The sequence below is a fragment of the Mycobacterium branderi genome, from assembly GCF_010728725.1.
In the GTDB taxonomy this organism is placed as follows: Bacteria; Actinomycetota; Actinomycetes; order Mycobacteriales; family Mycobacteriaceae; genus Mycobacterium; species Mycobacterium branderi.
Genome location: NZ_AP022606.1, coordinates 1,038,386 through 1,064,276 on the forward strand (window position 1 = coordinate 1,038,386; position 25,891 = coordinate 1,064,276).

Genomic DNA, 25,891 nt, shown 5'->3' on the forward strand with positions numbered 1-25,891 from the left:
CGCAATCTCAACGGCGATGGCGCGATCAGAGCGCGACGCGGAAGTCGCAGCCGGTCTTGGCCCGCACTTCCTCGACCGTGACACCGGGATGCAGTTCGGTGAGCAACAATCCCTGTCCGGGCTCGACGTCGAACACGCACAGGTCGGTGATGATCATGTCGACCACGCCCTTGCCGGTCAGCGGCAGCGTGCACTGCTGCAGGATCTTCGGGCTGCCGTCCTTGGCGGCATGATCCATCACGACGATCACGCGTTTCACTCCCGACACCAAATCCATTGCGCCGCCGGGTCCCTTGACCATTTTGCCGGGCACCATCCAGTTGGCCAGGTCACCGTTTTCGGCCACCTGCAGGCCGCCAAGGATGGACAGGTCGATGTGGCCGCCGCGGATCATCGCGAACGAATCGGCGCTGGAGAAAAAGCTCGAGCCCGGCAGACTTGTGATGGTCTGCTTGCCGGCGTTGATCAGGTCGGGGTCGACGGCGTCTTCGGTCGGGTAAGCGCCGATGCCGAGAAGTCCGTTCTCCGACTGCAGCGTGACGTTGATGTCGGCGGGAATGAAGTTGGCCACCAGCGTCGGGATGCCGATGCCGAGATTCACGTAGTAGCCGTCGCGGAGTTCCTGCGCGGCGCGCTGGGCCATCCGCTCGCGGATGGGGCTGTCGTGCTTGAGCGTGGAACCGTTGCTGACCGTGCGGAATTCGATGCGCTTCTCGTAGTTGCGGCCCTCGATGATTCGGTCCACGTAGATGCCGGGCGTGTGGACCAGGTCGGGATCGAGCTCTCCGACGTCGACGAGCTCTTCCACCTCGGCGACCGTCACCGCACCGCAGGTGGCGATCATCGGGTTGAAGTTGCGTGCTGTCTTGCGGTAGACGAGGTTGCCCGCAGCGTCGCCCTTCCACGCCTTGACTAGCGCCACGTCGGCCCGAATGCCTTCTTCCAGAACGTGTTCCGTGCCGTCGAAGACACGGGTGTCTTTGCCCTCGGCGAGCACAGTGCCGTAAGCCGTGCGGGTGTAGAACCCGGGAATACCTGCGCCGCCGGCGCGTAACTTCTCCGCCAGCGTGCCCTGGGGCGTGAGCGTGAGATCCAGCTCGCCGGAGAGCACCTGACGCTCGAACTCCTTGTTCTCGCCGACGTAGGAGGCGATCACCTTCTTGACCTGCCGTGCCTTGAGCAGCAGCCCCATGCCGAAATCGTCGACGCCAGCGTTGTTTCCGACGATCGTGAGGTCCTTGACCCCGCTGTCAACCAGAGCCTGAATCAAGTTCTCCGGAATGCCGCACAGGCCGAAACCGCCTGACGCGACGGTGATTCCGTCCTTCAGCAGTCCCTGCAAAGCGGACTCGGCGTCCCGGTAAACTTTACTCATTCAGTGCTCCCTTCTTCGGCGCTCGCGGCGTGCGCGGCCTCCATCAGCATCCAGCCGGACAGCTGCACCGACAGGTCGCGCTCGGCGATCTCCGAGCCGGTGACCGCGCCCTCGACGAACTCCGCCTGCTTGCCCGCGGTCGTCGGCAGTTCGGCGGTGCGATCCCAGAACGGCCCGAACAGTGGCAGGCCGTCGACCGTCTGTCGGTAGTCCCACGCCGACTGCGCCGAATCGAGCACCAGCTTGCGGGCGGTGTCGCGGGCCTTGCCGTCCTCGGCCGATTCGCCCGGCAACGAGGTCGCCACCAACGCCAGATAGCGGGCGGTGATCCCGGCGAACAGGCCGCCGTCACCACCGCCGGCGCCCTTGATCACCCCTCCCGGCGCCATGTGCTCACTGACCGCGGCGACGAGCCGGTGCACCCGCGGCGCGTGTCGCGGGTCGCCGGTGCGCACGGCAAGCTCGGTTTCCAGCCCGAGTACCACGCCCTGGCAGTAGGTGTACTGCGCGCGCACCAGCGAGCCGGCCTTGATGCCGTCGAACACCAGATGGGTGTCCGGGTCGATCAGCGTCTTGTCGATCCAGTCCGCCATCTGCTGGGCCCGCTTGAGCCGGTCGCCGTAGCGGGCCAAGAAGATTCCGGCGGGACCGTTGGCGGGAGCGTTGAAGAACTGGTCCTGCTTGCGCCACGGAATGCCGCCGCCGTCCTCGGGCACCCAGGCCTTGACGAACTGGTCGGTGAGCTTGTCCAGCGCGCGATGCCGGTCCATGCCGGTGACCCGGCAGGCACGTTCGATCGCCAGCGCCAGCCAGGCCATGTCGTCGTAGTAGCTGTTGATCCAGCGGCCGGTGTTGCGCAGCCGGTGCGAGCGGATCTGACGCCGAATCCTCTTGAGCCGCTCCGGCTTTGGTTCGCGCTGCTGGGCGTCGACCAGACAGTCCAGCAGGTGCGCCTGCCACCAGTAGTGCCAGCTGCCGAACAATCGGTCGCGCCGCACCGGCGGCCAGGCCACCACGCCCAGCTGGGTGCCCGGCAGCGCCCACAGTCGTTTGAGATGCCGGGTGGTCACCGCGGTTTCCGCGCTGCCCGCCCGGTTGGCCCATACCTGCTCCATGTGAACCGATACTGCCTTACCAGGCGCGCGCGATGTTTGCGTGTCGGGTGATCCAGGCATGCATGGCGATCCCGGCGGCGACGGCGACGTTGATGCTGCGCGTCGAGCCGAACTGGGCGATCGACACGGTCAGCGCCGCGCCGGCCCGGGCGTCGTCGCTGATGCCGGGCCCTTCTTGGCCGAACACCAGCAGGCACTCCCGCGGCAGCGGGGTCTGCTCCAGGCGGGCGGCGCCGGGAACATTGTCGACGGCGACCACCGTCAGGCCCTGCTCAGTCGCGAAGTCCAGCAGGCCGGCGACGTCGTCGTGATGACACAGCCGCTGGTAGCGGTCGGTGACCATGGCGCCGCGGCGATTCCAGCGTCTCCGGCCGACGATGTGCACCGTGTCGACGGCGAACGCGTTCGCGGTGCGCACCACCGCGCCGATGTTGGCGTCGTGACCGAAGTTCTCGATCGCCACGTGCAGCGGGTGACGACGGGTGTCGATATCGGCGATGATCGCCTCGCGCGTCCAGTACCGGTAGGCGTCGACGACATTGCGGGTGTCGCCGTCGCGCAGCAGCGCCGGGTCGTAGCGCGGGTCGTCCGGCAGCGGTCCTTCCCACGGTCCGACGCCGCCAGTCGGTGCACCCCACTCCGTCGGACCAGTCATCGGCTGGTCCAGACCGCGGCGTGGGTGCCGACCACCGAGACGGTGGCATACAGCAGCGCCTGGTTGATCTCGCCCTGGGTGCACAGCGAGGCGTCGACGTGCACGGCGTCCAGCGACGCCTCGGGCAGCAGCAGCGCCGACGACCCGTACGTCGAGCAGGCGGGCGAAAGCCCCGGCGGGGGCAGGGTCGGGGCGGCCAAGAGCATCATCGGACCGCCGCGGGACGCCGAGTCGTCACGGTATTTCGCCGCGATCGTGTCGGCGACGAGCCCCAGCAGCATGTAGCCACTGCCGGTGAACGCGGCCGGGTCACCCAACGACTGCTGGCTCAGCTGGGTGCCGTCGGCGCGCCACGCCGACACGCTGGTGGTCTTGACGACCATGCCGATGTCGTTCTCCTTGGTCGGCAGCATTCCCACCGGGAAGGTCGCCGGATAGGCCGCGGCACTGCCGGCGATCCGGTCCCGCGGCGAATACACATACACCCCGCGCACCGTGCTGCGCTCCTTTTGCGGGCCCAAACACACCGTGCCAGTGAGCCGGTCGGGTGCTGGTGACGAGAGTGCCTGCACCACAACATTTTTCGCGGTGTCGCAGCTGCCGATGCCGGTGGCCTCCATCGGGTGGGCCAGCGCGCCGTAGAGTCCGAACCGCAGCTCGGCCGGTTTGGCGTGCGGGGCAGCCGGATCGGTGGGGGCTGCGTCGACGTCGACCAGCACGTAGTCGGCGTTCCAGCGCAGGTTGGACACCGCGACGTTCCAGCCCAGCACCGCAACCGATTCGCCCAGCCGGGCGGACTGCGCGCCGTAAATGCGATCCGGGTGATGCGCCCCAGAGCAGCCGGACACCAGCGCCAGCGTCGCCAACATCGCAATGAGAACGCGCACGGTGTCTAACGCAGCCCCAGATCCGCCAGGCCGAGCACACTGCGATACGCCAGCCCCTCGGCTTGGATGGCTTCGGCCGCTCCCGTGGCGCGATCCACCACCGTCGCCACACCGACGACTTCGGCGCCGGCATCGCGCACCGCGCGTACCGCGGTCAGCGCCGACGCGCCGGTGGTGCTGGTGTCCTCGACCACCAGCACCCGGCGCCCAGTGATGTCGGGGCCCTCGATAAGTCGTTGCATGCCATGGGTTTTCACTGACTTGCGGACCACGAACGCGTCGACCGGCCGGCCCGGAGCGTGCATGACGGCGGTCGCGACCGGGTCGGCGCCCAGGGTCAGGCCGCCGACCGACGCGTAGTCCCAGTCGTCGGTGAGGTCGCGAATCAGCCGGCCGATCAGCGGGGCGGCCCGGTGGTGCAGGGTGGCGCGGCGCAGGTCGACGTAGTAGTCGGCCTCTTTGCCCGACGACAGCGTGACCCGCCCATGCACCACACACAGCCGGCGCACCAGGTCGGCCAACTCGTCGCGGGGCTCAAGTTCTGCCACGGCCCCGTCCGAATCTATTTGTGGTGGCGCGCGCGAGGTTTCGCGGCAGCATCCGTGCGCCGCCCGTGAGCAGCTTGTACTGCAGGCCGGGAACGCTGATCACCTTGCCGCGAGCGATATCCGCGAGAGAGTCCCGTACCACGTCGTCGACCTCGAGCCACAGAAACGACGGCAGCTTGGTCATGTCGATGCCGGCCCGTCGATGAAATTCGGTGTGTACGTAGCCCGGACACACCACGTGCACGCTCACGCCGGTCCCCTTCAGGCCGCCGGCCAGGCCTTCGGTGAACGACACCACCCAGGCCTTGGACGCCGAGTACGTCGAGCCGCGACCCGACAACAGCCCCGCAACGCTGGCAACGTTGATGACGGTGCCTGATCGAGCGTCGAGCATGGCCGGCAGCGCGGCCCGGGTCAGCTGCATCACGGCGGTCACGTTGACGTCGAGCTGGGCCTGCAGCAGCGCCGGATCGGCGGTCCAGAACTCGCCGGAGGTGCCGAAGCCGGCGTTGTTGACCAAGACGTCGACGCCGCCGGCCAGCCGTTCGGCGACCTTGCCGCGGTCGGTGGCGTCGGCCAGGTCGGCCGGGAGCACCTCGACGTCGCGGCCGGCCTCGTCGCGCAGTTCGGCCGCGAGTTGGTTCAGCCGGTCGGCGTCGCGGGACACCAGCACCAGGTCGTAGCCGTCGGCCGCGTAGCGGCGTGCGTAGCCCTCGCCGATTCCGGAGGTGGGCCCGGTGATCAGGGCGACGGGACGCGGCACGGCGCCAGTGTAGTCAGCCCGGCGACGATGCAGAGCGCGCAGCGCGATGAGGAGGAGCCGGGCAATCGGGCTCAGCGCTGGTAATGCGTGGCCTGGTAGCCGTTGCGGCCGGCCGGCGGCGGGCGGCGGACCGCTTCCCCACGAGTGCTTTCCCGGCGCACCGGCTCGGCCGACGTGCGGCGCGTCGGCTCCGGACGCGGCGCCGACTCGGCGCGCCGCTGCGGGGATTCGGCGCGGCCGGCCGGGGCCAGCGGGCGGCTCGGGGCTGCGCTGCGGCGTGCGGCCGGTGCCGGTGTCGCGGCCTGCTGCGGCACGGGAGGAAGCACCCGCAGCAGGTCGTTGAATTGGCGCACGGTGCGCAGGCCTTCGTCCCACTGGGCGCGGGTGCTGGTGATAGGCATGCTGACCAGCGTCCAGTTCTCTTCGTTCCACATGATCTCGGCGCAGTCCGGCGCGGTGTGGGCGAAGGTGACCATCCGCCGGTCACAGGCCCGCCGGGCCGCGTCGAGATTGGTCGAGTACACCATCCGCGGCCCGATGGCCCCGAGTAGCCAAATGTCGTTCTCTCGAGGCTCTTTGAGGCCCTTGAGACGCACGTCGACCACGACGTTGGTGCCCACCTTGCGGTGCAGCGCGATCACCGTGGCGACCTCTTCGAGGTCGAAGATGAACACCGCCTCGCCGCGGATCTGGCCCAGCACCACGTTGCGGGCCGGGATGTCGCCGACCGTCGACATGACGCCGCGCTTCCAGCGCTGCACGATCTCGGTGTTCTCCGGTTCGTAGTCGAAACCGTGTGAGCGTGCCCAGGACTTACGGCGACGACCCCGCCCGCGGCGCCGATCGATGTCGACGTACAGCAACACCACCGCGCCGACGAAGCACAGCGCGGACAGCGTGAACCAAAGCGGGACCATCGGGCCTAGCGTACTTGCTACTGGCCCACAATCACGAATGCTTGCAGGTCACAACCCCGTCACGCCGAACGTCGACTTGTTGGGCGATTTCCGCTGGAAATGCCACAACAAGTCGACGTTCGAGCTCAACCCAGGATCAGCGACTCGCCGTCGGGGCTGACGTTCACCGGCACGGTGTCGCCGTCGTGGACGTCGCCGGCCAGCAGCATCTTCGCCAACTGGTCGCCGATGGCCTGCTGCACCAGCCGCCGCAGCGGGCGCGCCCCGTACACCGGGTCGAACCCGCGCTGCGCCAGCCAGCGCTTGGCCTGCAACGACACCTCGAGGGTCAGTCGCCGCTGCGCCAGCCGCTTGCCCAGCTGCTCGAGCTGGATGTCGACGATCTGCACCAGCTCCTCGGGGTTGAGGCCCTCGAAGATCAGCACGTCGTCGAGCCGGTTGATGAACTCCGGCTTGAACGTGGCACGCACCGCGGCCATCACCTGCTCCTCGCTGCCGCCCGCCCCGAGGTTCGACGTCAGGATCAGGATCGTGTTGCGGAAGTCGACCGTGCGGCCCTGCCCGTCGGTGAGCCGGCCCTCGTCGAGAACCTGCAGCAGCACGTCGAACACGTCCTGGTGGGCCTTCTCGATCTCGTCGAACAGCACCACGGAGTAGGGCCGGCGGCGGATCGCCTCGGTGAGTTGACCGCCGGACTCGTAACCGACGTAGCCGGGCGGGGCCCCGATCAGCCGCGCCACCGAGTGCCGCTCGCCGTACTCACTCATGTCGATGCGGACCATCGCCCGCTCGTCGTCGAACAGGAACTCGGCCAGCGCCTTGGCCAGCTCGGTCTTACCCACACCGGTCGGCCCGAGGAACATAAACGCCCCGGTCGGCCGGTTCGGGTCGGCCACGCCTGCGCGAGAACGCCGCACCGCGTCGGCGACCGCCTGCACGGGCTTGCGCTGCCCGACGACGCGCTTGGCCAGCTCGTCCTCCATCCGCAGCAGCTTGGCGGTCTCGCCCTCCAGCAGCCGCCCGGCCGGGATGCCCGTCCACGCCGACACCACGTCGGCGATGTCGTCGGGGCCGACCTCTTCCTTGAGCATGACCTGCTCACGGGCCTCGGCCTGCGGCAGCGCCGCCTCGAGCTTCTTCTCGACCTCGGGGATGCGCCCGTAACGCAACTCGGCGGCCTTGGCCAGGTCGCCGTCGCGCTCGGCGCGCTCGGACTCGCCGCGCAGCGTCTCGAGCTGCTCCTTGAGCTCGCGAACGGTGTCGATGGCGTTCTTCTCGTTCTGCCAGCGGGTGGTGAGCTCGGCCAGCTTTTCCTTGTGGTCGGCCAGCTCGGACCGCAGCTTCTCCAGCCTTTCGCGCGACGCCTCGTCCTCTTCCTTGGCCAGCGCCATTTCCTCGATCTCGAGGCGGCGGACCAGCCGCTCGACCTCGTCGATCTCGACGGGCCGCGAGTCGATCTCCATGCGCAAGCGGCTAGCGGCCTCGTCTACCAGGTCGATGGCCTTGTCCGGCAGGAACCGCGCGGTGATGTAGCGGTCGGACAGCGTCGCCGCCGCGACCAGCGCCGAGTCGGTGATGCGCACACCGTGGTGCACCTCGTAGCGGTCCTTCAGGCCGCGCAGAATGCCGACGGTGTCTTCCACCGACGGCTCACCGACGTAGACCTGCTGGAAGCGCCGCTCCAGCGCGGCGTCCTTCTCGATGTGCTTGCGGTACTCGTCGAGCGTGGTGGCGCCGACCAGCCGCAGCTCGCCGCGGGCCAGCATCGGCTTGATCATGTTGCCGGCGTCCATCGCGCCTTCGCCGGTCGCGCCGGCGCCGACGATGGTGTGCAGCTCGTCGATGAACGTGATGATCTGCCCGGCCGAGTTCTTGATGTCGTCGAGCACGGCCTTGAGCCGCTCCTCGAATTCGCCGCGGTACTTCGAACCGGCCACCATCGAGCCGAGGTCCAGCGCGATGACGGTCTTGTCGCGCAGGCTCTCCGGCACGTCGCCGGCCACGATGCGCTGCGCAAGACCTTCGACGATCGCGGTCTTACCGACACCGGGCTCACCGATGAGCACCGGGTTGTTCTTGGTGCGACGGGAGAGCACCTGCACGACGCGACGAATCTCGTTGTCCCGCCCGATAACCGGGTCCAGCTTGCCGTCGCGGGCACGCGCGGTCAGGTCGGTGGAGTACTTCTCCAGCGCCTGGTAGGTGGCTTCCGGCTCGGGGCTGGTGACCCGGGCGCTGCCGCGCACCTTGACGAACGCATCCCTTAGCGCTTGCGGGGAGGCGCCGTGGCCGGTCAGCAGCTTGGCGACGTCGGAGTCGCCGGTGGCCAGCCCGACCATCAGGTGCTCGGTGGACACGTATTCGTCGTCCATCTCGGTGGCCAGCTGCTGGGCGGTGGTGATCGCGGCCAACGACTCGCGGGACAGTTGCGGTTGCGTGGTCGCCCCGCTGGTCTGCGGTAGCCGGTCGAGCAGGCGCTGCGCCTCGGTGCGGATGGCGGCGGGCTCTACGCCGACAGCCTCCAACAGCGGCGCAGCGATCCCGTCGTTCTGCGTCAGCAGCGCCAACAGCAGATGAGCGGGCCGGATCTCGGGGTTGCCGGCGGCCGATGCCGCCTGAAGCGCCGAGGTCAGCGCCGCTTGAGTCTTGGTTGTCGGGTTGAAAGAGTCCACGACACCTCCAATCGGTACGGGTAAAAATGCTTGTCGCGATGTTCAACGCCGTCAAGGTTGAGTCTGTTCCGCTCAAGTCTAGCGATTTCGACGCGTCGACGGCATGGGCCTTCGCGATCAAACGCGGGCAATGCCGCAAAATGAATCGCTATGTCGAGCTATCCGCCGCCGATGCCACCACAAGGGCCCCCGATGCCACCGCAAATGCCGCAGGGTCCGTATCCGCCGCAAGGGCCGTACCCGCCGCAAGGGCCGTACCCGCCGCAAGAGGGATACCCGCCGCAACCGGGCTGGCAACCGCCCTCTGCGTGGCCTCCGGCGCCGTCGGCCGCGCCGGACTGGATTCCCAGCCCTGCCGGATGGCGAGCGCCGCCACCCGGTGTGCGTCGGCGAAACCGGACTGTGTGGATCGTGGGCGGGATCATCGCCGTCCTGACGGCGGTGGCCGTTGCCGTGGTGCTCCTTGTGACGGTGGGGTCGTCCAAGCCGAAGTCCGACGACGACCAGATCCGGGCGCTGATCAGCAAGGCAGCCGACACCAACAGTTCCGATGTGACGGCGTTTCGCGGCCTGTGGTGCACCAAGATGCAGCAGATCATCGACCAGGTGAGCCAGGCTCATCCGGACATGAAGCCGCCGGGCGGAGGCAAATCGCACGGACCGATCACCGTGAAATCCATTCAGGTCAACGGTGACAAGGCCACCGCCACGATCACCGGCACGGTCAATGGCAGAACCCGCGACTCGCAGATGACGTTCGCCAAAGAAAACGGCGAATGGAAGCTGTGCCTTTGATCGCACGGTTACGGTTCTGGCGTGGCAGACGGCTGGGGCTCGGAGCTGACCGGGCTGTTTTCGCTGGCCCTGGTGATCGCCCTCTCGCCGCTGTCGATCGTCCCTGCCGTGCTGATCTTGCACACGCCGCGGCCACGGCCGAGCAGCCTGGCGTTCCTCGGCGGCTGGCTGCTGGCCCTGGCGGCGCTGACGGCCCTGTTCGTCTCGCTGTCCGGTCTGCTCGGCGGCCTGCATAAGTCGCCGCCGGCCTGGGCGTCGTGGCTACGGATCGTCGTGGGTGCGGCGCTCATCGTGTTCGGTGCCTTGCGGTGGCTGACCCGTCATCGCCACACCGATGCTCCCCGGTGGATGCGATCGCTCACCAACCTGACTCCCGGGCGCGCGGCAATCACCGGGGCGGTGCTGGCCGTCGTGCGCCTCGAGGTGCTGTTGCTTTGCGCCGCAGCCGGTTTGGTGATCGGCAGCGCCGGGCTGGGCCTCACCCGCGCTTGGATAGCGGCGGCGTTCTTCGTCGCCGTCGCCGCCTCGACGGTCGCGATCCCGGTGCTGGCCTACGCCGCGGCCGGTGAACGCCTCGACGATCCGCTGGCCCGGCTCCAGGACTGGATGGAACGGCACAACGCGGCGATGCTCGCGGCCCTCCTGGTCGTGATGGGACTGTTGGTGCTGTACAAGGGCATTCACGCGCTGTAACCGGCGGGCGTGAACGCGCATAAAATCGTCGCCCGTGGGCCTAGAAGACCGGGATGCGCTGCGGGTGTTGCGTGCCGCCTTCAACGAGGAGGCCGCACGCGACGCCAGCAGCCTGATCGGCCGCTTCTACACCCGCTGGTTTTCCCTCGACGTCGCACTGCGTGACAAGTTCCCGCCGGAGATGGCGGGCCAGCGGGCCGCGTTCGCGCACGCGATGAACTGGGTGTACGGCGAACTCGTCGCGCAGCGGGCTCAGGCGCCAGTGGCGTTTTTGGCTCAGCTCGGCCGCGACCACCGCAAATACGGTGTGGCCGCCGAGCATTACGAGACCTTGCGGCAGGCACTGTATGCCACGCTGCGCGACGAGCTGGCCGACGCCTGGACCGACGCGGTCGACGAGGCGGCGCGGCAGTCGCTGAACCTGATCACCGGCGTGATGAGCGGCGCCGCGGACGCCGAGGACGGGCCGGCGTGGTGGGACGGCACCGTGATCGAACACCTACGGGTGTCGCGCGATCTCGCGGTGGTGCGGCTGCAGCTGGACCGCCCGCTGCACTACCACCCAGGCCAGTACGTCAACGTCGCGGTGCCGCAGTGCCCGCGGCGCTGGCGCTACCTGACGCCGGCCATCCCGCCGGATGAGGGCGGCGCGATCGAATTCCACGTGCGGGCGGTACCGGGTGGCCTGGTCAGCACCGCCATTGTCGGCGAAACCCAGCCCGGTGACCGCTGGCGGCTGTCCAGTCCGCACGGCGCACTGCAGGTCGACCGCGACGGCGGCGACGTGCTGATGGTGGCGGGCAGCACGGGCCTGGCGCCGCTGCGCTCGATCGTGATGGACCTCGCCCGCTGGGGCGAGAACCCGCGGGTGCACATGTTCTTCGGCGGTCGCTATCCGTGCGAGCTCTACGACCTGCCCACGTTGTGGCAGATCGCCGCGCACAACCCGTGGCTGTCGGTGTCGCCCGTTTCGGAGTACACCGCCGACCCGGAGTGGGCCCGCGACTATCCCGACGTGACGCCGCCGCGCGGGCTGCACGTGCGCCAGACCGGCCGGCTGCCCGAGGTGGTCACCCGATACGGCGGGTGGGGCGATCGGCAGATCCTGATCTGCGGCGGGCCGGCGATGGTGCGCGCCACCAAGGCGGCGCTGATCGCCAAAGGAGCGCCGCCCGAGCGCATCCAGCACGACCCGCTGTCGAGCTAAGTTCGTCAGCATGGAGATCGTCACGCTGCGCGACCCGTCGGCGCCCGTCGAGGCACAGTTCGTACCGGGCTCCGGGATGATCGGCGTCTCGCTGACCGACGCCGGTGTGCAGCTGCTCGGGCAGCGCCGCGGCCTGGACGCCTACGTCGCCGACGGCAAGACGATGGGCATTCCGCTGCTGTACCCGTGGGCGAATCGGTTGAGCGGCACCACCTATGCAGTCGATGATGAAACGGTCACGTTGGCGCCCAACACATTTCGCACCGACCCGAACGGGTTGCCGATCCACGGCATGCTGGCCGCCTACCCCGGCTGGCGCGTGGTGGCGCAGACGGACGACGAGCTGACCGCCGAAGTGGACTTCGGCGCCGACGCAGATCTGCTCGCCAGCTTCCCGTTTCCGCATCTGCTGGCGCTTACCGTGCGGCTATCCGAGCGCACGCTGACCGTGCGCACTGCGGTGACACCGACCGCGGGCAAGGCCGTTCCGCTGTGCTACGGCTTTCACCCGTATCTGCAACTGCCCGGCGTGCCGCGCACCGAGTGGATCATCGAGACCCCGCCGCTGCAACACCTGAAACTCGACGCACACGGACTGCCCACCTGCGAGTCGACCAGCCAGCAGGCGGTCACGGAGCCGTTGGGCGACAAGACTTTTGACGACGGCTACGACCAGGTGCCCGGCGGCGCGGTGTTCGCGGTGTCCGGCGGCGGTCGGCGCATCGAGGTTCGCTTCGACCAGGGGTATCCGGCGGCGCAGGTCTTCGCGCCGCCGGGCGAGGATGTGGTGTGCTTCGAGCCGATGGCCGCGCCCACCGATGCACTGCGCCGCGGCGGTTATCGGGTGGCACAGCCCGGCGACTCGGCCGTCGCACAGTTCTCGATCCGGGTCGGCTCACCGAACGTGTAACTACGGCGGGATTTACGCCGTTTTCTCGCCACAGATACACGCTCGGTGAAACGGATGGTTTCGAAGGCCCAGTGCCAACGCCGCATTACTGAGCACCGGTTAGCGCCGGGGCTGCCAGACCACGACCGCGGTGCTCTTGGGCATTACCGCCAGGTCGCGCCGCTGGTTGGCGCGCAGCACCTCGATCTCGGCGGCCATCTCCTTGAGACGGGCCTGCAGCGCCTCGACCTGATTGGTCAGCTCGATGATGCGCTTGATGCCGGCGAGGTTGACGCCCTCGTCCTGGGAGAGCCGCTGCACCTCACGGAGCAATTCGACGTCTCGCTGCGAATACCGCCGTCCCCCACCGGAAGTGCGCTGCGGGCTGACCAGGCCGAGCCGGTCGTAGGTGCGCAGCGTCTGCGCATGCATGCCGGCCAGCTCGGCGGCCACCGAGATCAGGAATGTCCGGGAATCTTGCTCTTTGGACTTCTTGGCCATCAGCGATTACCTGCCCATCCGGCCCGAGGATCGAAGCCGCTGGCCCGCTCGGCGGCGGCATAGGCCTCCAGCGCTTCCTTGGCGGCGCCGTCGACGTTCGGTGGGACGGCGACTTTGACGGTGACCAGCAGGTCGCCGTTGCCGCCGCTGCGCTTGGGCACTCCGCGGCCGCGCACCCGCAGGGTGCGGCCGTCGGCGGTGCCCTTGGGCACCTTAACCCCCACCCGGCCGTCCAGCGTCGGCACCGAAAGCGTTGTGCCCAGCGCCAATTCGCTGAAGCTGACCGGGATGGTCACGGTCAGGTCGTCGCCGTCGCGCCCGAAAACCGGGTCGGGCCGCACGTGCACGGTGACGTACAGGTCGCCCGACGGGGCGCCGCGCAGCCCCGCCTCACCCTGACCGGCCAGCCGGATCCGCTGCCCGTCTTCGACACCCGGCGGGATCCGCACGTTGATGGTGCGGGTCCGGGTGGTGACGCCGGTGCCCTTGCACTCCGAGCAGGGGTGCTCGATGATCGACCCGCTGCCGCGGCAGTCGGTGCAGGGTTCGGAAAAGCCGAAAGCGCCTTGGTTGCGGCTGATTACACCCGAGCCGTTACAGGTGGGGCATACCTTCGGGCTGGTGCCCGGCCGCGCTCCGCTGCCGTGGCAGTTGGTACACGGCGCGGGGCTGGTCAACCGCAGCGGCATCGCCACGCCCTTGGTGGCCTCCACGAAGCTCAGCTCCGCTTCGGTCTCCAGGTCGTTGCCGCGCCGGGGCCGGCTGGGCCGGGGCGCCGACGCCCCCCGCCCGAACAGGCCGCCGAACAGGTCGCCGATATTGGTTCCGCCGGTGCGGCCCGCGGCGTCGAACAAATCGCCCAGGTCGAATTCGACGCCGTCGCCGCCCATCCCGAAGCCGCCGAAACCGCCGCCGCCGCCGTTGAAGCGGCGGCCAAATCCGCCGCCGGCGAACAGGCGTCGAGTTTCGTCGTATTCCTTGCGCTTGGCCGGATCCGACAGCACGCTGTTGGCCTCGGAGACGGCCTTGAACCGGTCTGCGGCGCGGGGGTTGTTCGGGTTGCGGTCTGGGTGCAGTTCGGAGGCCAACTTGCGGTAGGCCCGCTTGATCTCGTCCTGGCTGGCGTCAGGGGAGACGCCCAGCTCCTTGTAGAAGTCTTTTTCGACCCACTCGCGTTGGGCCATTCCGCGTCACCCCCTCTCACCTTCCTGGAGTTGTGTGCTTATTAAACCTGTCGTCAATTCTCCGACGGTTCTGACTCTGCGTTCTGCTCACCGGCATTGGCGTCGGCGGGCGGCTCGGCGTCGGCAGCACCATCGTCAGCCAGGGTGTCGACCACGCCGACCAGCGCATGCCGCAGGATCTGGTCGCCGAGCTTGTAGCCCTGCCGCATGACGTGGCCGATCACCGGCTTGGAGCCTTCGGCCCCGTCACCTTCATGCTGGACGGCCTCGTGCAGCGCCGGGTCGAAGTCGTCGCCCTCGGCGCCGAACGCCGTCAACCCCATTCCGTTCAGCGCACTGGTCAGCTTGTCGGCGACCGACTTCAGCGGGCCCGACTCGAGGTCACCGTGGCTGCGCGCGCGATCGAGATCGTCGAGCACGCCCAGCAATTGGCTGACCACTCCTGCCTTGGCCCGGTCCGCCGCGGCCTGCTGGTCGCGCAGCGCGCGCTTGCGGTAGTTGGCGAAGTCGGCGTGCACCCGCTGCAGATCGGCGGTCAGCTCGGCGACCTTGTCGGCGGTGTCGGGCGCTGCCGACGCCGTCGCAGCTTCCGGCGCCGGCCCGCTGGGGGCCGGCTCGGAAGCTGCGTGGCGTACCTCGCCGGTTTCCGGATCAATCCGCCGTTTGTCGGTGACCGTTACCTGTTCGCGTGGGTTGCCTTCCGTCACTTGGCCTCCCGGTCATCGTCGACCACCTCCGCGTCGACAACGTCGTCGGCACTGCCGCCGGACCCGTCGCCGCCGCTGGGGCCGCCGCTGGCGGCCTGCGCCGCCTGGGTGGCCTCGTAGATCGCCTGGCCGAGCGCCTGCGACTCCTGGCCCAGCTTCTCCATCGCGGACTTGATCGCGCCGATGTCGGTGCCCTCCAACGCTTTCTTGGCGTCCGCGACCGCGGCGTCGACCTTGCTCAAGACGTCTTCCGGAACCTTCGAGCCACCCTCGGCCTCGCGCTGCTCCTTGACGAACTTCTCCGTCTGGTAGACCAGCGTCTCGGCCTGGTTGCGGACGTCGGCCTCCTCGCGACGCTTGCGGTCCTCCTCGGCGTGCGCCTCGGCGTCCTTGATCATCCGGTCGATCTCTTCCTTGGACAGGCCGGAGCCCTCCTGGATCTTGATCGTGTTCTCCTTGCCGGTGCCCTTGTCCTTGGCCGTGACGTGCACGATGCCGTTGGCGTCGATGTCGAAGGTGACCTCGATCTGCGGCACGCCGCGCGGCGCCGGCGGGATACCGGTCAGCTCGAAGGAGCCGAGCAGCTTGTTGTGCGCGGCGATTTCGCGCTCACCCTGATAGACCTGGATCTGCACCGACGGCTGGTTGTCGTCGGCCGTGGTGAAGGTCTCCGACCGCTTGGTCGGGATCGTGGTGTTGCGCTCGATCAGCTTGGTCATCACGCCACCCTTGGTCTCGATACCCAGCGAAAGCGGCGTAACGTCAAGCAGCAGAACGTCTTTCACCTCACCCTTCAGCACACCGGCCTGCAGCGCGGCACCCACGGCGACAACCTCGTCGGGGTTGACGCCCTTGTTGGGCTCTTTACCGCCGGTGAGCTCCTTGACCAGATCGGTCACCGCGGGCATGCGGGTGGAACCACCCACCAGCACCACGTGGTCGATCTGCGACACCGAGATGCCGGCGTCCTTGATCACCTGCTGGAACGGCTGGCGAGTGCGGTCCAGCAGATCCTGGGTGATGCGCTGGAACTCCGCGCGGGTCAGCTGCTCGTCGAGGAACAACGGGTTCTTGTCCGCGTCGACGGTGATGTAGGGCAGGTTGATCGACGTGCTGCCCGAGCTGGACAGCTCGATCTTGGCCTTCTCGGCCGCTTCCCGCAGCCGCTGCATGGCCATCTTGTCCTTGGTCAGGTCGATGCCGCTGGTGCCCTTGAACTTGTCGACCAGCCAGTTGACGATCCGGTCGTCCCAGTCGTCACCGCCGAGGTGGTTGTCACCCGAGGTGGCGCGGACCTCAACGACGCCGTCGCCGATCTCCAGCAGCGACACGTCGAAGGTGCCGCCACCGAGGTCGAACACCAGGATCCGCTGCTCCTTCTCGCCCTTGTCCAACCCGTAGGCCAGGGCGGCCGCGGTCGGCTCGTTGACGATCCGCAGCACATTCAGGCCAGCGATCTGGCCCGCCTCCTTTGTCGCCTGGCGCTGGGCGTCGTTGAAGTAGGCGGGTGTGGTGATCACCGCGTCGGTGATGTCCTCGCCGAGGTAGGCCTCGGCGTCGCGCTTCAGCTTCATCAGAATGCGAGCGCTGATCTCCTGCGCGGTGTACTTCTTGCCGTCGATTTCGATCTTCCAGTCGGTGCCCATGTGCCGCTTGACCGACCGCACGGTGCGGTCGACGTTGGTCACCGCCTGGTTCTTGGCGGGCTGGCCGACCAGTACCTCACCGTTGCGCGCGAACGCGACGATCGACGGAGTGGTTCGGGAGCCCTCGGAGTTGGCGACGACGACGGGATCGCCACCCTCCAGAACTGAGACGACGGAGTTGGTGGTCCCGAGGTCGATGCCGACCGCACGAGCCATGGTGAATCCTCCCTGATAGTCGAGCTTCGTATTGCACTACACTGAGTGAACCACGCTCAAGCCTGCTCCGACCGGTGCGGTGCTGTCAAGCCGTAGTTGAGCCTAGTTCACTCAAGTTGTCGAACTGGTCAACGGCGCGACCGTCCGGTTTGTTCCCGACGCCGCGGCCAATACCGGACGGCGTCCGCGGCACTGTCGGATACCCTTTCCACCACCCGGTTCCTCGGGTATGCCCGCATCGCAGCGATCCGCCCCAAAGATAGGAACCCGATGCCACCGCTGCCTGACACGCCTGCTCCGGCAGTACCCGAGAAGGTTCCGGCCGACCTCCTCACCCGCGAGGACGCGGGTTATCACCACGATCTGCGACCGCGCCAGCTGCAGATGATCGCAATCGGCGGCGCCATCGGCACCGGGCTCTTCCTGGGTGCCGGCGGGCGCCTCGCCTCGGCCGGACCGGGACTGTTCCTGGCATACGGGATCTGCGGCGGCTTCGTGTTCCTGATCCTGCGCGCGCTCGGCGAATTGGTGCTGCACCGCCCGTCGTCGGGCTCGTTCGTCTCCTACGCCCGCGAGTTCTTCGGCGAGAAAGCGGCGTTTGTCGCCGGCTGGATGTACTTCCTGAACTGGTCGATGACGGGGATCGTCGACTCGACGGCGATCGCGAAGTACTTCCACTATTGGTCCGCGTTCCATGTGATCCCGCAGTGGACGCTCGCGCTGATCGCGCTGGTCGCGGTGGTCTCGGTGAACATGATCTCGGTGCGGATCTTCGGCGAACTGGAATTCTGGGCGGCGCTGATCAAGGTGGTAGCGCTGATGACTTTCCTGGTCGTCGGGACCGTCTACCTGGCCGGGCGCTACCAGATCGAAGGCCAGGAGACCGGGCTGAGTCTGTGGACCGACAACGGCGGGTTCTTGCCCACCGGCCTTTTTCCGCTGGTGCTGGTCACGTCCGGAGTCGTATTCTCCTATGCCGCAGTCGAATTGGTCGGCACCGCCGCGGGCGAGACGGCCGAGCCGGAGAAGATCATGCCGCGTGCGATCAATTCGGTGGTGGCGCGCATCGCGATCTTCTACGTCGGGTCGGTCCTGCTGCTGGCACTGCTACTGCCCTATACCGCCTACAAAGACCACGAAAGCCCGTTCGTGACGTTCTTTTCCAAGATCGGCTTCGGCGGCGCCGGCACCCTGATGAACGTCGTGGTGCTGACCGCGGCATTTTCCAGCCTGAACGCCGGGCTGTATTCCACCGGCCGGATTCTGCGTTCCCTGGCGATGAACGGCAGCGGCCCGAAGTTCACCGCGCGGATGTCGAAAAACGGTGTGCCCTATGGCGGTATCCTGCTGACCAGCGTGATCGGGCTCTTCGGCGTCGTGCTCAACGCGATCAAGCCGGGGCAGGCTTTCGAAATCGTGCTCAACATCGCCGCATTGGGCGTCATGGCGGCCTGGGCGACAATCGTGGCCTGCCAGATCCGGATGTACCGCAGAGCCAAGGCCGGTCACATGCAGCGCCCCAGGTTCCGGATGCCGTTGGCTCCCTACAGCGGCTATGCCACGTTGGCATTCCTGGCGGGCGTGCTGGTGTTGATGATGATCGACGATCAGCGCGGCGCCTGGATTATCGGAACCCTGGTGCTGGGTACTCCCGCCTTAGTCGGGGGCTGGTACCTGGTCCGCCGCCGGGTGATGGCCGCAGCTCAGGAGGTGAACCCATGAGCCGCAACAGATATGCGGCCACGCCGCCGCTGTATGGGATGGCGATGGTTCTTCTCGCCATCGCGATCGTGGCCGTCACCGCCTACCTACACGCCGGCTGGTTGTCGCTCGTCGGCTATGGCACAGCCGCAGTCATCGCGGCGGCCGGTTTTGCGCTCGCGTTCCGCGACTTCTCGTAGCCGCCGACATAACAGAGCGAACGCTCTGTTATGCTCCCGGGTGTGCCCCGCCCTCGTGTCCACGACCCCGATCGGGTGCTCGACGCTGTCGAGTCTCTGACGGCATCGTCCGGTCCGGCCGCGGTGACCATCCGCGCAATAAGCGCCGCAGTCGGGGTTTCCAACGGCGCGGTGTACCACACGTTCGGGTCGCGTGCCGGGTTGATGGGGCAGGCATGGCTGCGGGCCGGACGCCGATTCCTCACGCTGCAAACCACATTGGTCGACGAGGTGCTGGCCGAACCGAACCGTCCGTCCGCAGTGGACGCCGTGGTGGCCGCGGCCGAAGCCCCTGTGGTGTTCGCCGAGCGGTATCCGGATTCGGCCAAGCTGCTGTTGACGGTGCGACGCGAGGAGTTGCCCGACTCGGAGTTGCCCGACGAAATCGCCGCTGAATTAAGGGATCTCGACCACTCGTTGGTCGGCCTGATGATCCGGCTCGCGGCCGGCGTCTGGGACCGCAAGGATGCCCGCGCCGTCGACGCCATCACCACTTGCATTGTCGACTTACCGACCGCCATCCTGCTGCGCCGAGACCGCTTGGGCAACACGACGGCCCGCGAGCATCTGCGCGCGGCCGTGCGGGCAGTTTTGGCCGTTGGACCACCACCGCCACGGAAAGGGAAAACCGATGGGCATTAGCCTGAGCTACCAAGACAAGATCGCAGTCCTTGATCTCGGCGACAACGAAAACCGGTTCGCGCCTGGCTTTCTCGACGCCATGGACTCTCACCTCGACGAGATCGTCGGCGGCGGGGCGCACGGTCTGGTGACGACGGCAAGCGGCAAGTTCTACACCAACGGGCTGGACCTGGACTGGCTGAGCGCGCACGGCGAGCAGACCCAGTGGTATGTCGGGCGGGTGCAGGGCCTGCTCGCCCGGATGCTGACACTGCCCATTCCGACCGCCGCGGCGGTGGTGGGCCACGCATTCGGTGCCGGGGCAATGCTGGCCCTGGCGCACGACTTTCGGGTGATGCGGGCAGACCGCGGCTATTTCTGCTTTCCCGAGGTGGACATCCGCATCCCGTTCACGCCGGGCATGGCGGCACTGATCCAGGCCAAGCTCACACCGCGGGCGGCGGTCGCCTCGATGACGACCGGTCGGCGCTTCGGCGGCACCGACGCCGAAGCCCACGGCCTGGTCGACGCGACCGCCTCCGAGGGTGCGGTGACCGCCGCCGCGGTCGAGCTACTGCGTCCACTGGGCGACAAGGACGCCGGCACGCTGGGCGCCATCAAGCAGACGATGTTCGGGCCGGCGGTGCAGGCATTGACGACGGATCCCGGCCGTCGAGAGTGAATCCACTGGCGCACAGTCGGTTCACCGGGACGCCGCAGCGCCGACGTCCTCGGGGTCGTCCCACAGCAGGAGCTGGCGAACCGCGGGCCGTGACCCGTAGGGCTGCAGCATTTGGCTGGCCGGGCGCGGGCGTACGCGTAGCGGCCACCAGAACCAGCGGCCGAGCAGCGTCGCGATTGTCGGGGTCATGAACGATCGCACGATCAGCGTGTCGAACAGCAGACCCAGCGCGATCGTGGTACCCACTTGGGCGAGAATCACCAACGCGCTGAAGGCGAACGACGACATCGTCGCGGCGAACACCAGACCGGCCGACGTCACCACCGAACCCGAGCCGGCCATCGCGCGGATGATGCCGGTCTTCAGGCCGGCATGGATTTCCTCTTTGAACCGGGAGATCAGCAGCAGGTTGTAGTCGGATCCGACCGCCAGTAGCAGAATGACGGCCAGCGCCAACACAACCCAATACAACTGGATGCCGAGAATGTCCTGCCAGACCAGGACGGACAGGCCGAACGAGGCGCCCAGCGACAGCGCCACCGTGCCGACAATGACGATCGCGGCCACCAGGCTTCGGGTGATGATGAGCATGATCAGCAAAATCAGGCTCAACGCCGCGATTCCGACGATCATCAGGTCGTATTTGACCGAGTCCTGAATGTCTTTGTAGGTCGCCGCGGTTCCCGCGAGATAGATGTGGGAGCCCTCGAGAATAGTTCCCTTGACGGACTCTTTTGCCGCGTTCTTGATCAGGTCGACGTGCTTGATGCCCTCCGGCGTGGCGGGGTCACCGTCATGGGTGATGATCATTTCCGCGGCCTTGCCGTCCGGCGACATGAACAGTTTCACCCCACGCTTGAAATCGGGGTTCGAGAAAACCTCCGGGGGCAAGTAGAAGGAATCGTCGATTTTGGCCTTGTCGAACGCTTGTCCCATCGCGGCCGGATTGTCGTTGGCGAACGCCGACTGGGCATTGATCCCGGAGTTGGTGGCGTAGTTCGACAGCGTCAGCGACAGATTCGTCATCTGGCTTTCGATCTGCGGTGGTATCAACGCGACCAGTTGCGGCTGGAGCGCGTCCAGCTTGTCCAGCGACGCGGTGATGTTCTGGAACTGGTCGGTGAGTTCGTCGATGCCATCAATGGCGTCGAAAACTGACCTGAGCGCATAGCACACCGGGATGTCGTAGCAGTGCTTCTCCCAGTAGAAATAGCTGCGGATCGGCCGGAAGAAGTCGTCGAAATTCCCGATCTTGTCTCGCAGGTCCTCGATGACGGCGATCGTGTCGTGGAAGCTTTGGGTCTGCTCGTGTGTGGCTGCGGCGCTTTGCTTTTGGAGCGCATATTGCTGTTGCAGGATGCCGACGGTTTTCCTCAGCTCGGCGGCCTGCTTGAGCAGATCGGCTGCGCGGTCCTTCTGGTATTCCAGGTTCATGACTTGACCGACGCTTTGCTGACTGAGCTGAAACGGGATCGAGCTGTGGTCCAACGGCGTTCCCAACGGCCGGGTGATCCCCTGCACCTTCGCGATGCCCGGGGTGTGGAAGACGTTTTTCGCCACCCGTTCCAAGACCAGCATGTCGGCGGGGTTACGCAGGTCGTGATCCGCCTCGACCATCAGCAGCTCGGGATTCAGCCGGGCCTGCGAAAAGTGGCGCTCGGCGGCGGCGTAGCCGACCTTGGCCGGCGTCGCCGCCGGCAGGTAAGGCTTGGAGTCGTAACTCGTCTTGTATCCCGGCAGCGCAAGCAGACCGATCAGCGCGACAGCGATCGTCACCGCGAGAATGGGCGCCGGCCAGCGCACGATCGCGGTGCCGATGCGCCGCCAGCCTCGCGTCCGCATCATGACCTTCGGCTCGAGCAGACCGAACCGGCTGAGCACCGCAAGCACCGCCGGCGCCAGGGTGAGCGCGGCCAGAACCGACACCAGCATCCCCACCGCGGAGGGAATGCCCATCGATTCGAAGTAGGGCTGGCGGGCAAACCTCAGACAGAACACCGCCCCGGTGATGGTCAGGCCCGAGCCCAAGACGACGTGTGCGGTGCCGTGAAACATGGTGTCGAAGGCCGTTTTTCGGTCCTCGCCCGCTGCGCGTGCTTCGTGATAACGGCCGAGGACGAAGATCGCGTAGTCGGTGCCGGCGGCGATGGCCAGCAGCGTGAGGATGTTGACCGAGAAAGTGGAGAGCTCGATCAGATTGAGGTTGCCCAGAACAGCCACGACCCCGCGCGCCGCGGCCATTTCGACAAGGACCGTGATAAGCACCGTCAGCGTCGTGACGACGGACCGATAAACCCACGCCAACATCATCACGATCACCAGGAAGGTGATGAGCGTGACCTTGAGGATTCCCTTGTTGCCCACCTCGAATTGATCGGTGATCAACGGCGCCGCGCCGGTGACATAGGCTTTGACGCCCTGCGGCGCGGGCGTGTGGTCGACGATGTTGCGGACGGCGTCGACGGATTCGCTGGCTAACGCGTCGCCTTGGTTACCGGCGAGATACACCTGGACCAATGCGGCCTTGCCGTCGTTGCTTTGCGAGGCCGACGCCGTGAGCGGATCCCCCCAGAAATCCTGGATGTGCTCGACGTGTTTCGTGTCTTGCTCGAGCCTGTGGATCAACGTGTCGTAAAACTTGTGGGCGTCGTCTCCCAGCGGCTTGTCGCCTTCCAGCACGATCATGGCCGCGCTGTCGGAGTCGAACTGTCGAAATACCTTGCCGATGTGTTTCATCGCCTGAAGACTGGGCGCACTCGGCGAACTCATGCCCACCTGGTGGGCTTGCGCAACGGCTTCTAGCCGCGGTACCGCGATATTCGTGAACGCGGTCAGGCCGAGCCAAAACAGGATGATTGGCACCGCGAGCCGACGGATGGTGTGCGGCAGCCGGTTTCGCGGGGCGTGGTGGGTACTCATCCGGATTTGTCGAGGCAGAAGGTGTAGGCGTTCACTGCGTTCACGGTCCTCTCGTCCTTGACCTCGTCGTTGATGATGATGCGGCAGCCCAGTGTGCTGCTGTTACCTTGCGCCGTCAGGTTGGCGATGACGGCCGGGTCGGTGGTGATGGCCTCGTACCTCCACGGCAGCGGGACCCGGTCTACGCGCTGTGGCGTGGCATGGATGTCTTGGTAGTTGATGGTCGCCACCGACCCGGGGTCACCGAAGACCTCATAGACCACGTGTTTGGGGTTGAACGGGACGCTGTCGTTCAGCACGCCGGTCGGAGTCGACGTGTCGTTGTTCGATCCGAAAATGCCGTGCAGTCGGTAGACGCCGAATCCTGCCAGCGCCACGACGACGACCGTGATCAGTACTATCCACCAGCGCTTAAGCACGCGGGTAAATGAAAACCGTTTCACCCGTAGCCCTTCGACGCTGGGACGCGACTTCTGGCGTAGACAGTACGGTACGGGACCGGACCGCACAAGAGACGATGTCGTTCACACTGTGGAAATCGGGCACTTTATTTCAGGGGCCGGGTCAGGCTGGGGATGATGACGTCGTCGACCAGGGCCTGCACAGTCTCCGCGGTCGGCGGGCGAGTGGGAATGATCGACCGGAAGATGAGATAGCCGGGCAGTAGATCCCACAGTTCGTCGTTGATGGCGGCTTCGTTGATTTCCCCGCGATCGACCGCCTGCCGCAGCACGTGGTGAATCAACGCTCTCCGCTGCTCGACGAACTGGCGCTGCATGACGTCGTTGAGCGCGGGGTTACGCGAGGTTTCGACCAGGACGGCGCGGATGGTGCCGGCATGCTGGCCAATCTCCTGGCAGATCACCGCGCCCAGCCGCAGTAGGTCACCGCGCAAGGTGCCGGTCTCGGGGGGGACCGCGACCTGGCGGATGCCTTCGATGAACGCCGCCAACACCAATTCGGCCTTGGAGGGCCACCGCCGGTACACGGTCGCCTTGCTGGCGCGGGCGGTGGCGGCGACGGCGTCCACGGTCAGCCGGTCATAGCCGTGTTCTTGCAACAGTTGCAGCGTCACCGCAAGCAGCTCGATCTCCCGGGGCGACCACGGTGACTCGGCCGCAGGATCGGCTAGTTGGATCACAGGGCCACGATAGAGCCGCCCCGGTAGTACTGTCCAGTACCGTACTGTCTCAGCTCATGCCCGCAACCCCAACAGCGGACGCGAAAGCCCTTAGCTCCCGGGCAATGTCGGATCCGGCCGGCTGGTAGACGACCTCGGTGACTCCGGCTGCGGCGAGCCGGTCGATCTTCTCCGTGATCTGTGCGGCGGTGCCGGTCAACGCCGTCGAGCTGGCAAACGGGATCAGGTCGGCGACGTGCGGCTCGTCGCGCGGGTTCGCCTTCACCAGATGTCCCTCGTGGATCGCGAGATGCCGCTCGTTCTGCGGATAGGCCTCGATCGCTTCACGCCATGCACGCCCACCGGGTAGCGCGTCGACGACGTCGGCGCCGCCGCGTTCATACATGGCGTGATACATCACCACCGCACCCGGGCCCGCGGCGTCGGCAACGCGCGGCGAGGTCAGCTCCTCGCCGTCGTCGAGCACGGTGCCGAACGTCAGCAGCGCCCGCCACGGCGACACCTTCGCCGCATCGGGTTGGGGCAGCGCGGCGGAGAACACGCCGTCGCCGAGTTCGGCCGCCACGGCCAAACCCTTTGGGCCGTCGGCGCCGATCAGGATCGGCACGTCGATCGGCCGCTCGGCACCGAAACCGGGCAGCTGCAGCATGCGTATCGCCGCGCCCTCCCATTCGGCGGTTTGGCCCGCGAGAAGAGCCCGCAGGCAACGGACATAATCGGCAACCTGCCGCCACGGCATCGGCCGCTTGCCGAGGGCGAAGCGACCGGTAAAGCCGGAGCCGATCGCCACGACCACCCGTCCAGGCGCCTGCGCGACCAGCTCGGCGATGGCGGCGGCGTTCACCATCGGATGGCGCAGGCTGGGAACGAGCACGCCCGGTCCAAGGCCGATGCGCGAGGTGCGCTCCGCGCACCGGCTGAGGACCATCCACACATCCGGCAGGATGGCCGGCGAGTCGTAGAGCCAGGCACGCTGGTAGCCAAGGGTTTCCGCCAATTCCACATGCGCGGGAGTCTCCGACGAGGTGGCGAACGCGCACGAAATGTCCATTGCCCAGACATTACTGAAGCTCGGCGCGCAGGATGAGCGCATGAACACCGGGCTGCACACTGACGTCGACGAAATCGCCGAGGGCATCTTCCGGCTTTCGACGTGGGTCCCCGGTATCACCGAACACGGCTTCACGTTCAACCAGTTCCTGCTGACCGGCGAGCAGCCGTTCTTGTTCCACTGCGGGATGCGCCAGCTCTTCCCACTGGTGTCGGGGGCCATCGCGAAGGTGATCCCGCTGGAACGGCTGCGCTGGATCTCGTTGGCTCACATCGAGGCCGACGAATGCGGCGCCATGAACATGCTGCTGGCCGCCGCGCCGCACGCCGAGGTCATCCACGGCCCGCTGGCGATCATGCTGTCGCTGAACGACATGTGCGACCGCCCTCCGGTGGTGGCCCCAGGCAGCGACGCGCACGATATCGGCGGGCACCGGCTGCGGTTCATCGCAACCCCGCACGTGCCGCACAACTGGGAAAGTGGGCTCTGGTTCGACGAGACGACGTCGACACTGCTGGCGGGCGATCTGCTCACTCACACCGGCAAGTGCTCCGCTTTGACCGAATCCGATTGCGTGGCACCGGCTTTGGAAGCCGAGGAGTTGTTCCATGCCACCGGCCTGACGACGAATCTCGCGCCGACGTTGGAGCAGTTGGCTCAGTTGCAGCCGACCACGTTGGCGCTGATGCACGGCGCGTCGTTCACCGGCGACGGCGCCGGACAGTTGCGCGGCCTGGCCGAGGGCTACGCGGCCATGGCTCGGTAAC

The 25,891-nt window shown here is 67.1% G+C and carries 25 protein-coding genes; 9 read left to right on the plus strand and 16 right to left on the minus strand.

The window, feature by feature from the left end:
• Positions 1 to 25 precede the first annotated feature (25 nt).
• The 8 genes from G6N47_RS30040 to clpB form a co-directional block, all read right to left on the minus strand.
• Positions 26 to 1,375, minus strand: coding sequence for a 3-oxoacid CoA-transferase (locus tag G6N47_RS30040; RefSeq protein WP_083133852.1), 1,350 nt, complete (start codon positions 1,373 to 1,375; stop codon positions 26 to 28).
• A complete protein-coding gene (locus G6N47_RS05525) occupies positions 1,372 to 2,490 on the minus strand; it encodes a glycoside hydrolase family 76 protein (protein ID WP_083133853.1) in 1,119 nt (372 codons plus the stop codon). The genes G6N47_RS30040 and G6N47_RS05525 overlap by 4 nt, the downstream gene beginning before the upstream one ends.
• Before the next feature lie 16 nt (positions 2,491 to 2,506).
• Entirely contained in the window at positions 2,507 to 3,145 is a 639-nt protein-coding gene (locus G6N47_RS05530) for a TrmH family RNA methyltransferase (RefSeq protein WP_163659556.1), read from the minus strand.
• Positions 3,142 to 4,014 (minus strand): hypothetical protein, encoded by an 873-nt coding sequence (locus G6N47_RS05535; RefSeq protein WP_276037056.1) that lies wholly within the window; start codon positions 4,012 to 4,014, stop codon positions 3,142 to 3,144. The genes G6N47_RS05530 and G6N47_RS05535 overlap by 4 nt, the downstream gene beginning before the upstream one ends.
• 23 nt (positions 4,015 to 4,037) lie before the next feature.
• Positions 4,038 to 4,580 carry an orotate phosphoribosyltransferase gene (gene pyrE / locus G6N47_RS05540; protein WP_083133855.1) on the minus strand — a complete coding sequence of 181 codons (543 nt, stop codon included), beginning with the start codon at positions 4,578 to 4,580 and terminating at the stop codon, positions 4,038 to 4,040.
• Entirely contained in the window at positions 4,567 to 5,343 is a 777-nt protein-coding gene (locus tag G6N47_RS05545; RefSeq protein ID WP_083133856.1) for an SDR family NAD(P)-dependent oxidoreductase, read from the minus strand. Before G6N47_RS05545 ends, pyrE begins: the two co-directional genes overlap by 14 nt.
• A 71-nt stretch (positions 5,344 to 5,414) precedes the next feature.
• Positions 5,415 to 6,260, minus strand: coding sequence for a trehalose monomycolate transport factor TtfA (gene ttfA / locus G6N47_RS05550; protein ID WP_083133857.1), 846 nt, complete (start codon positions 6,258 to 6,260; stop codon positions 5,415 to 5,417).
• A gap of 125 nt (positions 6,261 to 6,385) precedes the next feature.
• Complete coding sequence (clpB, locus tag G6N47_RS05555; protein WP_083133858.1) at positions 6,386 to 8,932, minus strand: ATP-dependent chaperone ClpB; 2,547 nt, start codon at positions 8,930 to 8,932, stop codon at positions 6,386 to 6,388.
• 192 nt (positions 8,933 to 9,124) lie between these two features.
• Between clpB and G6N47_RS05560 the strand changes: the two genes are divergently transcribed.
• Genes G6N47_RS05560 through G6N47_RS05575 form a run of 4 tightly spaced genes read left to right on the plus strand, consistent with a single transcriptional unit; the run spans position 9,125 to position 12,537 of the window.
• Entirely contained in the window at positions 9,125 to 9,727 is a 603-nt protein-coding gene (locus G6N47_RS05560) for an Rv0361 family membrane protein (protein ID WP_163659558.1), read from the plus strand.
• 21 nt (positions 9,728 to 9,748) lie between these two features.
• Positions 9,749 to 10,420, plus strand: coding sequence for a GAP family protein (locus G6N47_RS05565; RefSeq protein ID WP_083133861.1), 672 nt, complete (start codon positions 9,749 to 9,751; stop codon positions 10,418 to 10,420).
• A gap of 34 nt (positions 10,421 to 10,454) precedes the next feature.
• Positions 10,455 to 11,627, plus strand: coding sequence for an FAD-binding oxidoreductase (locus tag G6N47_RS05570; protein ID WP_083133862.1), 1,173 nt, complete (start codon positions 10,455 to 10,457; stop codon positions 11,625 to 11,627).
• Between the two features lie 10 nt (positions 11,628 to 11,637).
• A complete protein-coding gene (locus G6N47_RS05575) occupies positions 11,638 to 12,537 on the plus strand; it encodes an aldose 1-epimerase (protein WP_083133863.1) in 900 nt (299 codons plus the stop codon).
• A gap of 99 nt (positions 12,538 to 12,636) precedes the next feature.
• Here G6N47_RS05575 and G6N47_RS05580 read toward each other — a convergent pair whose 3' ends face one another.
• Genes G6N47_RS05580 through dnaK form a run of 4 tightly spaced genes read right to left on the minus strand, consistent with a single transcriptional unit; the run spans position 12,637 to position 16,770 of the window.
• A complete protein-coding gene (locus G6N47_RS05580; protein WP_083133864.1) occupies positions 12,637 to 13,017 on the minus strand; it encodes a heat shock protein transcriptional repressor HspR in 381 nt (126 codons plus the stop codon).
• Positions 13,017 to 14,201, minus strand: coding sequence for a molecular chaperone DnaJ (dnaJ, locus tag G6N47_RS05585; RefSeq protein ID WP_083133865.1), 1,185 nt, complete (start codon positions 14,199 to 14,201; stop codon positions 13,017 to 13,019). The genes G6N47_RS05580 and dnaJ overlap by 1 nt, the downstream gene beginning before the upstream one ends.
• A gap of 53 nt (positions 14,202 to 14,254) precedes the next feature.
• On the minus strand, positions 14,255 to 14,908 hold the full coding sequence (grpE, locus tag G6N47_RS05590) for a nucleotide exchange factor GrpE (protein WP_083133866.1): 654 nt from the start codon (positions 14,906 to 14,908) through the stop codon (positions 14,255 to 14,257).
• Positions 14,905 to 16,770: a molecular chaperone DnaK gene (gene dnaK / locus G6N47_RS05595; protein ID WP_083133867.1), complete on the minus strand. Its 1,866-nt coding sequence runs from the start codon at positions 16,768 to 16,770 to the stop codon at positions 14,905 to 14,907. The genes grpE and dnaK overlap by 4 nt, the downstream gene beginning before the upstream one ends.
• Before the next feature lie 270 nt (positions 16,771 to 17,040).
• Between dnaK and G6N47_RS05600 the strand changes: the two genes are divergently transcribed.
• The 4 genes from G6N47_RS05600 to G6N47_RS05615 are packed head-to-tail and all read left to right on the plus strand — an operon-like array spanning position 17,041 to position 20,013.
• On the plus strand, positions 17,041 to 18,492 hold the full coding sequence (locus G6N47_RS05600; protein ID WP_083133868.1) for an amino acid permease: 1,452 nt from the start codon (positions 17,041 to 17,043) through the stop codon (positions 18,490 to 18,492).
• Positions 18,489 to 18,671 carry a hypothetical protein gene (locus G6N47_RS05605; protein WP_083133869.1) on the plus strand — a complete coding sequence of 61 codons (183 nt, stop codon included), beginning with the start codon at positions 18,489 to 18,491 and terminating at the stop codon, positions 18,669 to 18,671. Before G6N47_RS05600 ends, G6N47_RS05605 begins: the two co-directional genes overlap by 4 nt.
• 42 nt (positions 18,672 to 18,713) lie before the next feature.
• Positions 18,714 to 19,352 (plus strand): TetR/AcrR family transcriptional regulator, encoded by a 639-nt coding sequence (locus G6N47_RS05610; RefSeq protein WP_083133891.1) that lies wholly within the window; start codon positions 18,714 to 18,716, stop codon positions 19,350 to 19,352.
• Complete coding sequence (locus G6N47_RS05615) at positions 19,342 to 20,013, plus strand: enoyl-CoA hydratase-related protein (protein ID WP_083133870.1); 672 nt, start codon at positions 19,342 to 19,344, stop codon at positions 20,011 to 20,013. Before G6N47_RS05610 ends, G6N47_RS05615 begins: the two co-directional genes overlap by 11 nt.
• A 21-nt stretch (positions 20,014 to 20,034) precedes the next feature.
• On the opposite strand, the gene G6N47_RS05620 is transcribed toward G6N47_RS05615, so the two are convergent.
• From G6N47_RS05620 to G6N47_RS05635, 4 genes are all read right to left on the minus strand, one after another.
• Positions 20,035 to 22,932, minus strand: a complete 2,898-nt coding sequence (locus G6N47_RS05620) for an MMPL/RND family transporter (RefSeq protein WP_083133871.1) — start codon at positions 22,930 to 22,932, stop codon at positions 20,035 to 20,037.
• On the minus strand, positions 22,929 to 23,351 hold the full coding sequence (locus G6N47_RS05625) for an MmpS family transport accessory protein (RefSeq protein WP_372517546.1): 423 nt from the start codon (positions 23,349 to 23,351) through the stop codon (positions 22,929 to 22,931). The genes G6N47_RS05620 and G6N47_RS05625 overlap by 4 nt, the downstream gene beginning before the upstream one ends.
• Before the next feature lie 128 nt (positions 23,352 to 23,479).
• Complete coding sequence (locus G6N47_RS05630; protein ID WP_083133872.1) at positions 23,480 to 24,073, minus strand: TetR/AcrR family transcriptional regulator; 594 nt, start codon at positions 24,071 to 24,073, stop codon at positions 23,480 to 23,482.
• A 49-nt stretch (positions 24,074 to 24,122) separates the two neighbouring features.
• Positions 24,123 to 25,124 carry an LLM class flavin-dependent oxidoreductase gene (locus G6N47_RS05635; RefSeq protein ID WP_083133873.1) on the minus strand — a complete coding sequence of 334 codons (1,002 nt, stop codon included), beginning with the start codon at positions 25,122 to 25,124 and terminating at the stop codon, positions 24,123 to 24,125.
• 52 nt (positions 25,125 to 25,176) lie between these two features.
• On the opposite strand from G6N47_RS05635, the gene G6N47_RS05640 reads away from it, so the two are divergent.
• Positions 25,177 to 25,890, plus strand: coding sequence for an oxygen-binding di-iron domain-containing protein (locus G6N47_RS05640; RefSeq protein WP_083133893.1), 714 nt, complete (start codon positions 25,177 to 25,179; stop codon positions 25,888 to 25,890).
• Position 25,891: the final 1 nt, after the last annotated feature.

What these genes read in the sequence shown, in the direction of transcription:
- G6N47_RS05615 (WP_083133870.1), top strand. Translation starts at nt 19,342, where the DNA reads ATGGGCATTAGCCTGAGCTACCAAGACAAGATCGCAGTCCTTGATCTC.
- G6N47_RS05525 (WP_083133853.1), bottom strand. Translation starts at nt 2,490, where the DNA reads ATGGAGCAGGTATGGGCCAACCGGGCGGGCAGCGCGGAAACCGCGGTG.
- G6N47_RS05560 (WP_163659558.1), top strand. Translation starts at nt 9,125, where the DNA reads ATGCCACCGCAAATGCCGCAGGGTCCGTATCCGCCGCAAGGGCCGTAC.
- G6N47_RS05635 (WP_083133873.1), bottom strand. Translation starts at nt 25,124, where the DNA reads ATGGACATTTCGTGCGCGTTCGCCACCTCGTCGGAGACTCCCGCGCAT.
- dnaJ (WP_083133865.1), bottom strand. Translation starts at nt 14,201, where the DNA reads ATGGCCCAACGCGAGTGGGTCGAAAAAGACTTCTACAAGGAGCTGGGC.
- G6N47_RS05580 (WP_083133864.1), bottom strand. Translation starts at nt 13,017, where the DNA reads ATGGCCAAGAAGTCCAAAGAGCAAGATTCCCGGACATTCCTGATCTCG.
- G6N47_RS05620 (WP_083133871.1), bottom strand. Translation starts at nt 22,932, where the DNA reads ATGAGTACCCACCACGCCCCGCGAAACCGGCTGCCGCACACCATCCGT.
- G6N47_RS05535 (WP_276037056.1), bottom strand. Translation starts at nt 4,014, where the DNA reads ATGTTGGCGACGCTGGCGCTGGTGTCCGGCTGCTCTGGGGCGCATCAC.
- G6N47_RS30040 (WP_083133852.1), bottom strand. Translation starts at nt 1,375, where the DNA reads ATGAGTAAAGTTTACCGGGACGCCGAGTCCGCTTTGCAGGGACTGCTG.
- G6N47_RS05575 (WP_083133863.1), top strand. Translation starts at nt 11,638, where the DNA reads ATGGAGATCGTCACGCTGCGCGACCCGTCGGCGCCCGTCGAGGCACAG.
- G6N47_RS05605 (WP_083133869.1), top strand. Translation starts at nt 18,489, where the DNA reads ATGAGCCGCAACAGATATGCGGCCACGCCGCCGCTGTATGGGATGGCG.
- G6N47_RS05530 (WP_163659556.1), bottom strand. Translation starts at nt 3,145, where the DNA reads ATGACTGGTCCGACGGAGTGGGGTGCACCGACTGGCGGCGTCGGACCG.
- dnaK (WP_083133867.1), bottom strand. Translation starts at nt 16,770, where the DNA reads ATGGCTCGTGCGGTCGGCATCGACCTCGGGACCACCAACTCCGTCGTC.
- ttfA (WP_083133857.1), bottom strand. Translation starts at nt 6,260, where the DNA reads ATGGTCCCGCTTTGGTTCACGCTGTCCGCGCTGTGCTTCGTCGGCGCG.
- G6N47_RS05600 (WP_083133868.1), top strand. Translation starts at nt 17,041, where the DNA reads ATGCCACCGCTGCCTGACACGCCTGCTCCGGCAGTACCCGAGAAGGTT.